Below are 12582 nucleotides of genomic sequence, written 5' to 3' on the forward strand. Positions count from 1 at the left end.
CCGGGCTCACGAGGCCACTACCTGGCAGTCGGGGCAGCGGCGCAGCTCCTCGTTGGCGGCGCAGTCGGGGCAGAAGAGGCGCAGGTTCCGGCAGGCCGGGTTGGCGCAGTTCTCGAACTTGTTGGTGCCCGTACCGCAGCCGACGCACGTGCCGATCGTGACGGCGTCGGGCGTGAACTCCATGTGCATGCGCTGGTCAAACACGTAGAGCGAACCCTCCCACAGGCCCGCGTCACCATACTTCTCGCCGTAGCGCACAATTCCGCCCTGCAGCTGGTACACCTCGCTAAAGCCGCGCTTGACCATCAGGGATGAGAGCACTTCACAACGGATTCCGCCGGTGCAGTAGGTGACAATCGGCTTGTCCTTCAGGTCGTCGTACTTGCCCGAATCCAGCTCGGCGATGAAGTCGTGCGTGGTCTCGACGTCGGGGACAATCGCGTTCTTGAACCGGCCAATCTGCGCTTCGAACGCGTTGCGGCCGTCGAAGAACACCACCTCTTCGCCGGCGGCTCGTTTGGCATCCACCAACTCGTGCACTTGTTCGGGGCGCAGGTGGGTCCCGCCGCCGACCACGCCGTTGGCGTCGACCTCGAGCTCTTCCGGTGCGCCGAAGGAGACGATCTCCTCACGTGCCTTGACGGAGATCCGTGGGAAGTCGTCGGCCGATCCGGCCGACCACTTGATGTCCATCTTCTTAAAGGCCGGGTACTGCCGGGTGGCCTTGACGTAGGCCTTCACGGCCGTGATCTCTCCGCCCGCGGTTCCGTTAATACCGTGCGGCGAGATGATCACCCGTCCGCGGAGGCCGTGCTGCTCCAGCAGAGAGCGCTGCCAGAGGCGCAACGCCTCCGGATCGGGCACAGGGGCGAAAGCGTAGAACAAGACGATTCGGTTCACAGACACGCCCTTAAGGGTACCGACCCGTTTCCGGCGGACGGATGCCCGCCGAGGACTCGTCCATGGTGTCCCTGAGCACACCGTGGACCACGCAGAGCGAACGGCGGTGTCTGCCCTGATGACGGCCGGGTTACTGTACTGCAACAGTTGACTTCACCCTCGTGCGCATCGGCAGCGCGCCGGGTAGTCTTCACAGCATGGGATCCTCTGCGAGCGATGAACTGATCGGGACCTGGCTGACCGGGTGGGCCTCGGGCCGTGGCTACGAAAGCCGGCACGAAGGCCGCATCCACGCTGCGCTCCGGCACGACACGATCGGCGACTGGGAATACGTGATCCACGAGCCGAGCGATGAGGAACTCGTCGCCATCTCGGACACACTGCACAAGCACCCATCCCGCCTCTTGACCGCGTTCGTCGACTCCCCGGATCGCTTCGCCGAGGCCTCACATGCCGCCCGGCTGGGCGTGCGCAAGAACGACGAGGTCCTCATGGTCACGGACATGGGGGGCCAAGACGTCGAGGAACCCATCAGCCCGGACGGGTTCACCTTGCAAACCGAACGGGACAGCACGCGGGCGTATGTCTCCGTGCACGTCGAGGACGCCCCGGAGCTGGTGGCAGCCAGCGGCCACGTCACCGTGGTGGAGGACTATGCCGTCTTTGACCGGATCGTCACCACGGAGGACTACCGCCGGCGCGGTCTCGGCTCACTGGTGATGCGCGCTCTCGCCGCACTCGCGCTCGAGCACGACGTCTCCGAGGGCCTACTGATTGCCACCGTCGACGGCCAAGGCCTCTACGGATATCTCGGGTGGACCACGCTGGGCTCCATGGTGACCGTGGAGGCCGCGCAACACTGAACGAGCCGCAGCGCCGCCCTGCCTCCCGGCCAGCCGTCACCGATTTCGACGTTGGGTACGGATCCCTCGTCCCCCTGATCGGCCGCGGCGACGCCCCGGAGTCGCTCCGCCATACGCGGGTCATTGACGCCGCCGAAGCGGTCTGCGGGCCGTGGCCCGACTGGGCGGCGGAAGACGTCGTCGCCGCCTACGCTCGCCTCGGCGTGCACGAGCCGTGGCTACATCAGGTGCAGGCCGCGTCCGCGGCCCACGCGGGCGAACACGTCATCCTCGCCACCGGAACGGCCTCCGGCAAGTCCCTCGCCTACCAGCTGCCGGCGCTCAGCCGCATTGTCTCGGCGGCACGTGCGGCCCCGAATGGGGATGGCGCCACCGTCCTCTATCTCTCCCCGACCAAGGCCCTCGCCGCGGACCAGCTGGCCGCCATCGAAGCCCTTGCCGTTCCACACGTTCGGGCGGCGACCTACGACGGCGACACGGAGTCAACGCAGCGTCGCTGGATCCGCGACCACGCCAACGTGGTCCTGGCCAATCCGGACATGCTGCACTACGGCATCTTGCCGAACCACGGCTGGTGGTCGCGCTTCTTCAAGCGCCTCGCCTTCGTCATCATCGACGAGGCGCACAGCTATCGCGGCGTCTTTGGCTCCCACGTGGCCAACCTGCTCCGGCGACTGCGCCGGGTGTGTGAGCATTACGGCTCTCACCCGGTCTTCATCGGTGCTTCCGCCACCAGCGCCGCGCCAGCGGAGTCCTTCGGCCGCCTCATCGGGGACACTGCCACGGAGGTAACCCACGATTTCTCCCCGCGCGGGGCCAAAACGGTCGCCCTGTGGGAGCCACCGCTGACGGATCTTCCGGGCGAGAACGGGGCTCCTCGGCGACGCACCTCGATCGCTGAGACCAGCGAAGTCATGACCAACTTGATGTGCCAGCAGGTCCGCACCATCGCGTTCATCAAATCCCGCCGCGGCGCGGAGACGATCTCCCGTATCGCCCAGAGCATGCTGGACGAGGTTGATCCCGCACTGCGTGGGCGGGTCGCCGCGTATCGTTCCGGCTATCTGCCTGAGGAACGCCGTGAACTGGAAGCGAAGCTCCGCTCGGGTGAGCTCCTCGGCATCGCGTCGACCCCGGCGCTGGAACTCGGGATCGACGTCGCCGGCTTGGATGCGGTGCTGGTGGCTGGGTGGCCGGGCACGAGGGCCTCGTTCTTCCAGCAGATCGGACGCGCTGGCCGCGCCGGTCAAGATGCGCTCGCCGTCTTCGTTGCCAGCGATGACCCGCTCGATACCTATCTTGTGCACCATCCGGAGGCCATCTTCGACGCCCCCCTGGAAGCGACGGTCTTCGACCCGGAGAATCCCTACGTGTTGGGCCCGCATCTGTGTGCCGCGGCCGCGGAACATCCCCTGAGGCCGGACGATGTGCCCCTGTTCGGCCCCAGCGCCGACGCGCTGATGGAGCGGCTCGTGGAGCGGGGCTACCTCCGGCGCCGCCCCTCCGGCTGGTACTGGACCCACCCCGAGTCTGCGGCCGCGATGGTGAATCTTCGCGCCGACGGCGGCGGCCCGGTCAGCATTATCGAGGCCGACACCGGCACGTTGTTAGGGACGATGGATTCTCCGCAAACCCATTACCAAGCTCACCCAGACGCCGTGTACGTGCATCAGGGGGCCAGCTACTTGGTCGAGGAACTCAACGAGCAGGACCATTGCGTGTTAGTCCGCCGGGCGAACCCGAACTACTACACGCAGGCCCGCGACATCACCACCGTTGAGGTGCTCGAGGAAACGAAGAGCCGCGCGTGGGGCAGCGTGGGGGTCCACTTTGGTGATGTGCGGGTCACCACCCAAGTGGTGGGCTTCCAGCGCAAGTCCATCTCCAGCAACGAGATCCTCGGCGAGGAGCCGCTCGACCTGGAACCGCGGGACCTGCACACCAAGGCCGTCTGGTTCACGATTTCGGAGGCAGAGATGCTCTCGGCAGGCCTGCCGGCTTCCGACATTCCGGGGGCCCTGCACGCGGCCGAGCACGCGGCGATCGGCCTCTTGCCGCTCGTGGCCTCGAGCGACCGCTGGGACATCGGCGGCGTCTCCACGGCCATCCATGCGGACACCGAATCGCCGACGATCTTCGTCTACGACGGCCATCCCGGTGGCGCCGGGTTCGTCGAGCGCGGATATCACGAGGCCGTTGCGTGGCTGGATGCGACGCTCGGTGCGATTCAGGCGTGCGAATGCGAGTCCGGGTGCCCGTCCTGTGTGCAGTCTCCGAAGTGCGGCAATAAGAACAATCCCCTCTCCAAGTCGGGTGCCGAAACGTTGTTGACGCGTCTGCTCCGCGACGCGCAGGACTAATTCGGCCGAACGTCGCCGCTCGGGTCCACTCCCCAGGCTGGCGGCGGCCCGGCTCGTGCTGTGACATGCGCAGCGAGCCCGGCCGCATCAAGCAGCGGCAAATTCGCAGCCCACGGAATGGACGTGGTCACGTCCACGATCTGCCCGCGCTGGAGACATTCGCTGAGGTCCGCACCGTGCCACTTGGCCACCGCTGCGGCCACAGCGCACGGTTCGCCGCTGGCGAGGCCTCGGGCCGCATCCGCGGCGGCCAAGGCGGCCAGATCTGCGGCCGTCGTGGTCCGCTGGTGGACCACGGCGGCGTGGGAGACTCCGAGCACGGAGACCGCGGCCAACACGAGCACGGCCGTGAGCGCGAGGCCGAGCGCGGTGCCGCCTCCGGCATCGTCGCTGAACCTAGTCATGGACAGCCTCCGTGCGGGCCGACGCCTCGGCCTCCAGAGTCATCACCCGAACGCCGATGAGCGGAACCTCGATCGTGGTCGTCAGGTGGGCGGCGGCCTGTCCCGCCGAGTGGCGTAATTCCACCGTCGTCTCACTCCAGACCGGTTCCTTGCCGGCAGCTCGCACCACGTCGTCCCCTTCCCCGCGGGCCAGTTCCCGGGCCGCGGCCCGCGCTCCCTGTTCGAGTTGCACGGCGGTGAGGCCAGCCGTGCCACAGGCCAAGACCGCGGCCATGAGCAGTACCAGCACGGGCAGCAGCACGGCGAACTCCGCCGTGCTGCTGCCCGCCTGCTCGGTACGCGCTCGCGTCACGAGTCGAGAACGGGACATCAGCCTGCCAAGGCCTTCGTCACCAGTCCGAGCAGCATGTCGCTGACATCTCCGCTCGAGAGGATCGCCACGAGGAGTCCAGCAAAAGCCACGGCGCCAAAGGTGACGATCGCAAATTCGGCGGTGGCGATGCCCGACTCACGGGTGAGCCGTTCTGGGGCCCACTCCGGGTCCTCGTCGCTCTCGCGACGTTCCGCGTCGCGGTGGCGGTAGTCCCCGAGGGAGACCACGTTGTCAAAGTCCAGCCACTCGTCCTCTGGCGAGGGGCCTGCGGTGAGCGTTTTCATGCGGTTCCTTTCGTGTGAAGTGGTGGACCTGTCACGGCCCACTTCCACTGTTCTTCGGCGCGGACGGCGGACCAAGAGTCACGGGTCGAGGTCTGGAAAACTGCCGGACGTGCTCGCCGTGTGGATAGCTAGTCACCCGCCCCGCTCAGAGGTCGGGCATCATAGACACCACGAGCGGGACTATGCCCCAACAGATAAATGCTGGGAGGGCGCACAGGCCCAGCGGGACCACCAATCGAACGGCCAGTCGCGCCGCCTGCAGTTGTGCTTCTCGTGCCTCCGCTCGCCGCTGTTCCACTGCCGCCCGGCGGATCAGCTGGGCGGCGGCCGCCCCCGAACTGTGGGCAAAACCCAAGGCCCTCGCGAGCTGGATCAGCCGGGCGTCAGTGCCCGCCCAGGCTCGTTCCCACGACAGGCCGAGCTCCAGAGCGCGGCCGACTCGCGTCAGCTGCTCCCCTTGGGGCACGACGTCGCCGAGGTGCGCGAGCAGGGAGGGCACCGGTTGGCCTGCCTCCAGCAACGACGCCGCGAGTTCAAGGAGGAGCCCCGTCTCCACGGGTCGTGCGGTCCGCTGCGCACTGCGATCCGGGAGCATCGGGCCACGAAGCCCGGTCCGTCGGCGATCTCGTGCAAAGGCGCCCGGCGGAGTCGCCCACACCCAGACGGCGAGTGCTGCCAGCACGGTGGCGACGACGGCCATCATCCCGTGGCCCGCTGGAGTAGACGGCGGCTCCACCACCAGTGCCCTACCCACAATCCGAGTCCCGCGAGTCCGGCGATCTGACCGGCGCGCTCGGTGAGCAGCACGCCCACCGGATCTGCGCCGAGGACGCCGGCGAGCGCCACCCCGAACAGCGGCAGCAAGGCCAACAGCCGATGCGTGGTCCGCGGTCCGGCGAGCGCCGTGGCGCGTGCTCGCTCTGCGTCCTGTTCGGCCTCGAGCTGATCGGCCACGCACTCCAACAGGCCAGCCATCGCGACCCCCGTGCGTTCGGAGAGTTCACTGCACCAGCGCACCCGTTCCCACACGCGGATCCATGCGCCATCGGCCTCAGCACTATGGCGCGCAAGGCCGGAGGACAACGGCAGGCCGGTCACGGTCGCAGCGCGCGCGGCCGCTGCCGCCGACGCGATATCCCGCGCAGCGACGGCGGCGGGATCTCCGGCCCTCGTTTGCCGTGGTTCACGCCTGACCCCCGGCGTCGCATCGTGGGGGTCTGAGCGAGCGGTGGAGCGCCACGCGAGGGCGAGTTGTTCCCATGCGCGCACCGGCGGGCTGCCCGAGTCGTACAGGGCCGCCAGCTGGCGGAGGGCCTGCGCATGGTCAGTGATCGATGAGTGAGCCTCGGTAGCGGCTCGCCGACGAGGCCCACGAATCCGACCTTGCACGCTGTGAACGCGCCGGTCAGTACGCTTCGGGGCGCGGGTCAGGCCACGCGTGGGCCAGACCAGCCAGACGGCGGCGCCGACACAGAGCCCGGCCGTGATGAGTTCCGCACTCATGCGGGCGTCCTCCGTGCCGGCGTCGCGGCGGACGCGCCGAGCAATGCATCAAGGGCCGCCTCGGCACCGGGAACGTTGGCCAGCGTCCCGTCCTCGTCCACAGCGAGGGGACGAATCCTCAGCCGGGCCTGTCCCGCAGTGTCATCGAGGTCGAGCGCGGCCAGCTGTGCCGGTCCCCGCGGGGCTCCGGCGCGTAGGTGCACGATGTAGTCGATCGCGCTCGCCGCCTGCACCGCGGTGGACTCCGGCGACATACCTGCGAGGGCTCCCATGGCCAAGAGACGGGCGGGAACCGCTTCGGCGCCGCTGGCATGGATGGTGCCGCCGGCGCCATCGTGGCCCGTGTTCATCGCCGCAAGAAAATCGCGCACTTCGGCCCCGCGGCACTCACCGACAATCAATCGGTCCGGGCGCATACGCAAGGATTCGGCCACCAGTTCGCTCAGCCCCACCGACCCAGCGCCTTCGACATTGCCGGGCCGGGTCTGCATCCCAATCACGTGCGGATGCGCTGGTGCGAGCTCGCGAGCATCTTCGCAGATCACGAGGCGCTCCGCGGGCCCCACTTCGGCGAGCAACGCCGAGAGCAACGTCGTCTTACCGCTTCCCGTGCCACCGGAAATCAGGAAGTTGGCTCGGGACGTCACCAGCGCACGCAACACCGCGGACCAGCCATCGTGGTCACCCACCAACTCGTCCAGCCGGGCGGACGTGGTGCGGCGGACTCGAATGGACAGCAGCGGGGCGGCCGCGATGGGTGGGAGAACGGCATGAATACGGTAATGATCGACGACGACGTCGCCGTAGGGCGCCGCCTCGTCCAACCGTTGACCACACGACGTGAACAAGCGGGTGGCCAAACGAATCACGTCCTCCGGACTCAATTGATCGGGCTGACGGGTCAGACCGTCAGCGCCGTCCGTCCACACCCAGCCGGCTTCATCGACCAAGACGTCCGTCACGGCGACCGAGTCCGCGTGGACTTGCAACGGTCCCAGGCCGGTCAGCTCCTCTTGGAGCAGCCGGATCACCTCGCTCGCACTGCCGCTGCCGACGACGAGCCCGGAGGCGCGGACGGCATCCGCGACATCTGCGCCCGTCAGGACGCCGCCCTGCTCGAGCGCCCGCGTCCTCACCAATTCGAGAATTCGAGTATCCAGCGGGCGCTTCATGCGGTCCACCACGCCTCCAACGGGCGAAGCGCGCGGCGCACCGCGCGCGTCCGCGCGGCGGCCGGAACCCCGACCTCCGCCACGTGCTGCAGCCGCCGCAGCCGAGGCACGTGCAACAACGGCTCGAGCCCCGCTGCTGCCGCAATGGATGGAACATCCTGCCCGCCCGACAGGGCGCCCACGACCGCCGCGTGATGGCCCTCCACGCGCACCGCTTTCGGTACGGCCCACGCTCGCTCGGCGGGCACGACGACGATCGAACCGTCCGCGGGCGCTTCGGCATCCCCGCGAGGCGCCCCCACACGGCACCGGCCCGCGTCGACCACCACGACCTCGAAGGCCTGACGCGCCGCTGCCATGACCTCGGCCAGCGTTTGCGGCCTGACCGCATCGCCCGGCGCTGCCCACGTCAGATACGAGAAGCCCGCAGCCTGCGGCAGCACCTCCGCAAGTTGCCGGCCCGGGACCCGCCCGACGGTGGAGGAAATGTCCTGCCAGCCCAGCCCCACGGAGTCGCGGCCCGCGAGACCCAGCGCCGGGCCGAGGCCGGAGCTCGCGCGGTCCGCATCGATGAGGAGCGTGCTCCGGCCAGCGGCTGCTGCAAGGCTTGCCGTGAGAAGGGCCAGCGTCGTCGTACCCGCGCCGCCGGTAAGCCCGGAAAACTCCACCACGGCTCCGGCTCCCTGCCGGAGGCCCCGTTCGCCGAGGTACTCTCCGAGCCAGGCGGCGGCCTCCGGTACGACGGCGACGCGGGCCCCGGGGTGACGGGCCGCGGCCTGCCAGAGCTGGTCAGCGTGCTCGACCGAACCCAACAGGATGACGGCAGCCGCCGTCAGCTGGCCGACGCGTTCGAGCTGATCGTGGCCGACGATGACCACCGCGTCCCTCTGCTGCGCTTCCTGCGCCACCTCGCCGACCAACAGTTCGGTGCCCGCCGCCGCGGCAATCAAGGCGACCTGGTCGATGAGTCGAGTATCTCGGCTGACCAACCATGCGGCTGGCGGCTGGTCAGCCGTACCGGCCGCCGGCGGAGACTCGGGCTCGTGAAACACGGAAGAGGCGCGCTGAGGCACCCGGCTGAGTCCACCCGGCGGCTGGGGGATGAAGGTTTGCAGGCTCATACCGCCACCTTGAGGGCACTCCTCGGCCCGGCACTAGGGCCGCGGACCCGCCTGTGGACACCTCCGCCCGCTCGCGGCCATGTGGACGCCGAGTGCTCGCCCCGCGGCGCCGACCACGCGCCGTCGAGCATGAACGGGCCCGCCCACTGTGTGCTCGGCGCCTGCCACAATAAGAGACGTGCCCACGCCAATGCCTCGTCCCGCCTTCATCGCCGTCGCGACCGCCGCCACCGGCGAGGCCCGCGACTTCGACGTGCACGCTCTGCGCGGCGAGGCGGCCTCGGCCAACAACCGGTCGCAGAAGGAGTCCTTGCGCGCGGCCGGGGACTTCAGCGAGGAAGAGCCGGCCGGCGTCGTCCTCCTCCTCGGGCCGGATGCCCGCCCGCTCGCTGCCCCGATGCGCTTTAGCTATCAAGACATTGGAGACCTCGTCACGTGGGGCGAGGGGCGCGGGGCGCGCTGGGTCTGGGAATCGACCCGCTACTGGTACGGCATGTTCCTCTCCGATTCGATGACGCTGGCTAAGTGCTGGGACGTCGGCCTCAGCCGGACGATCCTGCGGCGCTCGCCGGTCACGCAGGCCGGTGAGTACGCCGCCAACGCGCCAGCGCCGGATGACGCGCTCGATCAAGCCGCCCCCTCCCCCACCGCTCCGCCCGCGCAAGGCTCCCTGTTCGCCGCCCCCTCCCCGCGCGGCGCACCGGTCGAGCAGGTGGCCGCTGAATTCGCCGCCCAACGCGCCGCGCTGCCGAACACGCCCGCCGGGCGCAAGCTGCACCTCCTTCTCACCGCCGAGTCCACGGGTGCGCTCATCGCCGCGGAAATCCGGGCTACCGGCATGCCGTGGGATCGCCAGAGGCATCTGGAGTTGCTCGCCGAGCAACTCGGCCCACGGCCGGCCGAGGGACACCGCCCCGCGCGGTTGGAAGCGGCGGCCGACGAGCTCCGGCAGCGGCTGGAGGCGCCGCGGCTCAACCCAGATTCGCCGCAGGAGGTACTGCGGGCCTTACACCGCGCGGGGATTGACGCCAAGAGCACCAGCGCGTGGGAACTGGCGGAGTATCACCATCCCGCGCTGGAGGCCCTCGAGGCTTACAAGAAACTCTCCCGGCTCTATACGGCCAACGGGTGGGCCTGGTTGGATGCGTGGATTCGGGAGAATCGGTTTTGGCCGGACTACACGGTCGGCGGAGTGGTCACGGGCCGTTGGTCGGCCCGCGGCGGCGGCGCCTTGCAGATTCCTGCCACGGTGCGTTCTGCGGTGCGGGCGGAATACGGCCACCGGCTGGTGGTCGCGGATGCGGCGCAACTCGAGCCGCGCATTCTGGCCGCGATGAGTCAGGATCAGGCGTTGGCCATCGCCTCCACGGGGAGCGATCTGTATCAAGCGGTGGCGAATCGAGGCTTTGGCGGAGACCGGGCCGATGCCAAGCTCGCAATGCTGGGCGCCATGTACGGGCAAACCAGCGGGGAAGCGGGACGGCTCATGCCCCAGCTGCGCCGCACCTACCCCGACGCGGTGGGCTTGATCGATGCCGCCGCGCGCGCAGGCGAAGCGGGCCGCACGGTGGCCACGTTCCTCGGACGTGGCAGCCCCGGCCCGGACGAGGCCTTCGTGGCCGCGCATCGGGCCGCGGGCGCGCTCGACGCCGGCGCTGCCGAGCAGCAACGGGCCGAGCAGGTGGCGCGGACGCGCGGGCGATTCACCCGCAACTTTGTGGTGCAGGGAACCGCCGCCGAGTGGGCGCTGTGCTGGCTGGGCCAGATCCGGCTCGGTCTGCGCCAGCGCCTACCGGATCTCAGCTCGCGGATTGTGTTCTTTCTCCACGATGAAGTCATGCTGCATGTACCCGAACAACAGGTCAGCACCGTGGTGGAGATCGTCGAGCAGGCGGCGGCGACGGCCACGGAGCTCGTGTTCCGGCATGACCTCGTGGAGACGCCGGTCTCTGTCGTCGTGGTCGATTCCTACGATCAAGCCAAGTAGGCCGCGACCCCGGCCCTAGTTCACGCGCAGCTCCCGCGTTGCATCCCAGGGCAGGGTCCACCCCAACTCATCAAATAGGCGCGAGAGCACAATGGCCGTAAACCCCCAAATGAGTGGCGTGTCATCGACAGAAAAGGCCGGAGACGCATACCTGTTCTCGCCACGGACGACGACGGCGCTCACCCGGTGGCGCGCGTCCAGCAAATCCGCCACGGGGACCCGAAACACGTGCGCGGACTCACCGGGGTCGACGACGCCGACCGCCGACGGCCGCGCCCACCATCCCAGCACCGGAGTCACCAGAAAGTTGCTCACGGGAAGCTCGGTTTCGTTGAGCTCGCCGATGACGTCGACGCCAGCCGGATCGAGGCCGGTTTCCTCTTCCGCCTCACGCAGAGCGGCGCCAATGGCCCCGTCATCCCCAGGGTCCACCTTGCCGCCGGGAAAGGCCACCTGTCCGGCGTGCTGGCGCAGGGTGTCGGCCCGCTGCACAAACAACACATCCAAGTCCTCCGGCACCACCTCATGCGGGTTGTGGGCTGGCTGGTCGTCGAGCCGGCCGAAGAGGATCAAGACCGCTGCGTGCCGCAGCCCGGCCGGGTCGGGGCGAGCAAACCGCCACGACGACGGCAGGCGCGGGTCGGCCTGCCCGGCAGCGGCCAGTTCCGCATGCCGTGCGGCGAGACTCTCGAGCGCGGCGCGGGCCGCGGGCAACCGAGTCATCACGCGTCCAGCCCGTAGCCCATGGCCCGCAACTCGCGGCGGGTGCGGCCCGCCCGCATGAGCTCCAACAATTCTTGACGGCCGGGCGCCAGCTCGTACTTCAGCAGCTTGCGGGCGGCCACCGGTTCCGGCTCGCCCACCCCAAACGAGGGACATAGGTGGGCCACGGGGCAGGCACCACAGGCCGGTTTACGCGCGTGACAGACGCGCCGGCCATGGAAGACCACCACATGGGAGAGCATGGTCCAGTCCCGCTTCTCAAACAGGTCCCCGACCGCGTGTTCCACCTTGACGGGATCAGTTTCCTGGGTCCACCCGAAGCGCTGGGCGAGCCTACCGAAGTGGGTGTCGACGGTAATTCCCGGGACCCCGAACGCATTGCCGAGCACCACGTTCGCGGTCTTGCGACCCACGCCCGGCAGTTTCACGAGGTCCGCAAGACGCGGTGGGACTTGGCCGCCGTGGGAGTCCACCAATCGCTGGGCCAACGCCAGCAGATTCTTGGCTTTGGCTCGATAAAAACCGGTGGGACGAATGATCTCCTCCAACGCACCGGGATCGGCGCTGGCCATCGCCTGCGCGTCCGGGAAACGCGCGAAGAGAGCTGGAGTAATGGCGTTGACGCGCACGTCCGTGGTCTGCGCGGACAAAACGGTGGCCACCAAAAGCTCGAACGGGTTGCTGAAGTCCAGTTCCGGCACCGCGTACGGGTACGCCTCGACGAGCTCGCGGTAGGTCTTGCGGGCACGGCGCTTCAGCGCGAGATCACTCGGCGCTGGACTGGCGGCGGCTGGCATGGGCGGACTCCTTGCGGTCAATCGACGGAACTCACTCCCGACGAGCCTATCGGTACCCGGCCCCGCGCACGTGGGTGCCACTGGCCGACCGCTTA

13 protein-coding genes are annotated in these 12582 nt (G+C 68.8%); 3 read left to right on the top strand and 10 right to left on the bottom strand.

Annotation, left to right across the window (positions count from 1 at the left end):
- Nucleotides 1–6: 6 nt before the first annotated feature.
- Nucleotides 7–906: an oxygen-dependent tRNA uridine(34) hydroxylase TrhO gene (gene trhO / locus IW252_RS04710; protein WP_196835506.1), complete on the bottom strand. Its 900-nt coding sequence runs from the start codon at nucleotides 904–906 to the stop codon at nucleotides 7–9.
- A gap of 191 nt (nucleotides 907–1097) precedes the next feature.
- Here trhO and IW252_RS04715 point away from each other — a divergent pair, with 191 nt between their 5' ends.
- Nucleotides 1098–1763 (top strand): GNAT family N-acetyltransferase, encoded by a 666-nt coding sequence (locus IW252_RS04715; protein ID WP_196835507.1) that lies wholly within the window; start codon nucleotides 1098–1100, stop codon nucleotides 1761–1763.
- 74 nt (nucleotides 1764–1837) lie between these two features.
- Nucleotides 1838–4123: a DEAD/DEAH box helicase gene (locus IW252_RS04720; protein ID WP_231366251.1), complete on the top strand. Its 2286-nt coding sequence runs from the start codon at nucleotides 1838–1840 to the stop codon at nucleotides 4121–4123.
- Here the strand turns inward: IW252_RS04720 and IW252_RS04725 are convergent.
- From IW252_RS04725 to IW252_RS04755, 7 genes are all read right to left on the bottom strand, one after another.
- The gene (locus IW252_RS04725; RefSeq protein ID WP_196835508.1) at nucleotides 4120–4527 is read right to left on the bottom strand and encodes an Rv3654c family TadE-like protein; all 408 of its coding nucleotides are present in this window, start codon (nucleotides 4525–4527) and stop codon (nucleotides 4120–4122) included. The genes IW252_RS04720 and IW252_RS04725 overlap by 4 nt on opposite strands.
- Entirely contained in the window at nucleotides 4520–4897 is a 378-nt protein-coding gene (locus tag IW252_RS04730) for a TadE/TadG family type IV pilus assembly protein (RefSeq protein ID WP_196835509.1), read from the bottom strand. The genes IW252_RS04725 and IW252_RS04730 overlap by 8 nt, the downstream gene beginning before the upstream one ends.
- Complete coding sequence (locus tag IW252_RS04735; RefSeq protein WP_196835510.1) at nucleotides 4897–5184, bottom strand: DUF4244 domain-containing protein; 288 nt, start codon at nucleotides 5182–5184, stop codon at nucleotides 4897–4899. Before IW252_RS04735 ends, IW252_RS04730 begins: the two co-directional genes overlap by 1 nt.
- A gap of 145 nt (nucleotides 5185–5329) precedes the next feature.
- Nucleotides 5330–5920 (bottom strand): type II secretion system F family protein, encoded by a 591-nt coding sequence (locus IW252_RS04740; RefSeq protein ID WP_196835511.1) that lies wholly within the window; start codon nucleotides 5918–5920, stop codon nucleotides 5330–5332.
- Nucleotides 5884–6687 (bottom strand): type II secretion system F family protein, encoded by an 804-nt coding sequence (locus IW252_RS04745; RefSeq protein WP_196835512.1) that lies wholly within the window; start codon nucleotides 6685–6687, stop codon nucleotides 5884–5886. The genes IW252_RS04740 and IW252_RS04745 overlap by 37 nt, the downstream gene beginning before the upstream one ends.
- Nucleotides 6684–7859 (bottom strand): CpaF family protein, encoded by a 1176-nt coding sequence (locus IW252_RS04750; protein ID WP_231366253.1) that lies wholly within the window; start codon nucleotides 7857–7859, stop codon nucleotides 6684–6686. Before IW252_RS04750 ends, IW252_RS04745 begins: the two co-directional genes overlap by 4 nt.
- Complete coding sequence (locus IW252_RS04755; RefSeq protein ID WP_196835514.1) at nucleotides 7856–8980, bottom strand: hypothetical protein; 1125 nt, start codon at nucleotides 8978–8980, stop codon at nucleotides 7856–7858. Before IW252_RS04755 ends, IW252_RS04750 begins: the two co-directional genes overlap by 4 nt.
- Before the next feature lie 178 nt (nucleotides 8981–9158).
- Between IW252_RS04755 and IW252_RS04760 the strand changes: the two genes are divergently transcribed.
- On the top strand, nucleotides 9159–10967 hold the full coding sequence (locus tag IW252_RS04760) for a bifunctional 3'-5' exonuclease/DNA polymerase (protein ID WP_331271443.1): 1809 nt from the start codon (nucleotides 9159–9161) through the stop codon (nucleotides 10965–10967).
- 15 nt (nucleotides 10968–10982) lie between these two features.
- On the opposite strand, the gene IW252_RS04765 is transcribed toward IW252_RS04760, so the two are convergent.
- Both IW252_RS04765 and nth read right to left on the bottom strand, forming a co-directional pair.
- Nucleotides 10983–11690, bottom strand: a complete 708-nt coding sequence (locus IW252_RS04765) for an NUDIX hydrolase (RefSeq protein WP_196835515.1) — start codon at nucleotides 11688–11690, stop codon at nucleotides 10983–10985.
- A complete protein-coding gene (gene nth / locus IW252_RS04770; RefSeq protein WP_231365903.1) occupies nucleotides 11690–12487 on the bottom strand; it encodes an endonuclease III in 798 nt (265 codons plus the stop codon). The genes IW252_RS04765 and nth overlap by 1 nt, the downstream gene beginning before the upstream one ends.
- Nucleotides 12488–12582 lie beyond the last annotated feature (95 nt).

It is taken from the genome of Zhihengliuella flava (assembly GCF_015751895.1).
In the GTDB taxonomy this organism is placed as follows: Bacteria; Actinomycetota; Actinomycetes; order Actinomycetales; family Micrococcaceae; genus Zhihengliuella; species Zhihengliuella flava.

Bases quoted from the DNA above. Each gene is read 5' to 3' on its own strand.
- IW252_RS04755 (WP_196835514.1), bottom strand. From the start codon at position 8,980: ATGAGCCTGCAAACCTTCATCCCCCAGCCGCCGGGTGGACTCAGCCGG.
- IW252_RS04745 (WP_196835512.1), bottom strand. From the start codon at position 6,687: ATGAGTGCGGAACTCATCACGGCCGGGCTCTGTGTCGGCGCCGCCGTC.
- IW252_RS04725 (WP_196835508.1), bottom strand. From the start codon at position 4,527: ATGACTAGGTTCAGCGACGATGCCGGAGGCGGCACCGCGCTCGGCCTC.
- IW252_RS04730 (WP_196835509.1), bottom strand. From the start codon at position 4,897: ATGTCCCGTTCTCGACTCGTGACGCGAGCGCGTACCGAGCAGGCGGGC.
- IW252_RS04750 (WP_231366253.1), bottom strand. From the start codon at position 7,859: ATGAAGCGCCCGCTGGATACTCGAATTCTCGAATTGGTGAGGACGCGG.
- IW252_RS04735 (WP_196835510.1), bottom strand. From the start codon at position 5,184: ATGAAAACGCTCACCGCAGGCCCCTCGCCAGAGGACGAGTGGCTGGAC.
- IW252_RS04765 (WP_196835515.1), bottom strand. From the start codon at position 11,690: ATGACTCGGTTGCCCGCGGCCCGCGCCGCGCTCGAGAGTCTCGCCGCA.
- nth (WP_231365903.1), bottom strand. From the start codon at position 12,487: ATGCCAGCCGCCGCCAGTCCAGCGCCGAGTGATCTCGCGCTGAAGCGC.
- IW252_RS04715 (WP_196835507.1), top strand. From the start codon at position 1,098: ATGGGATCCTCTGCGAGCGATGAACTGATCGGGACCTGGCTGACCGGG.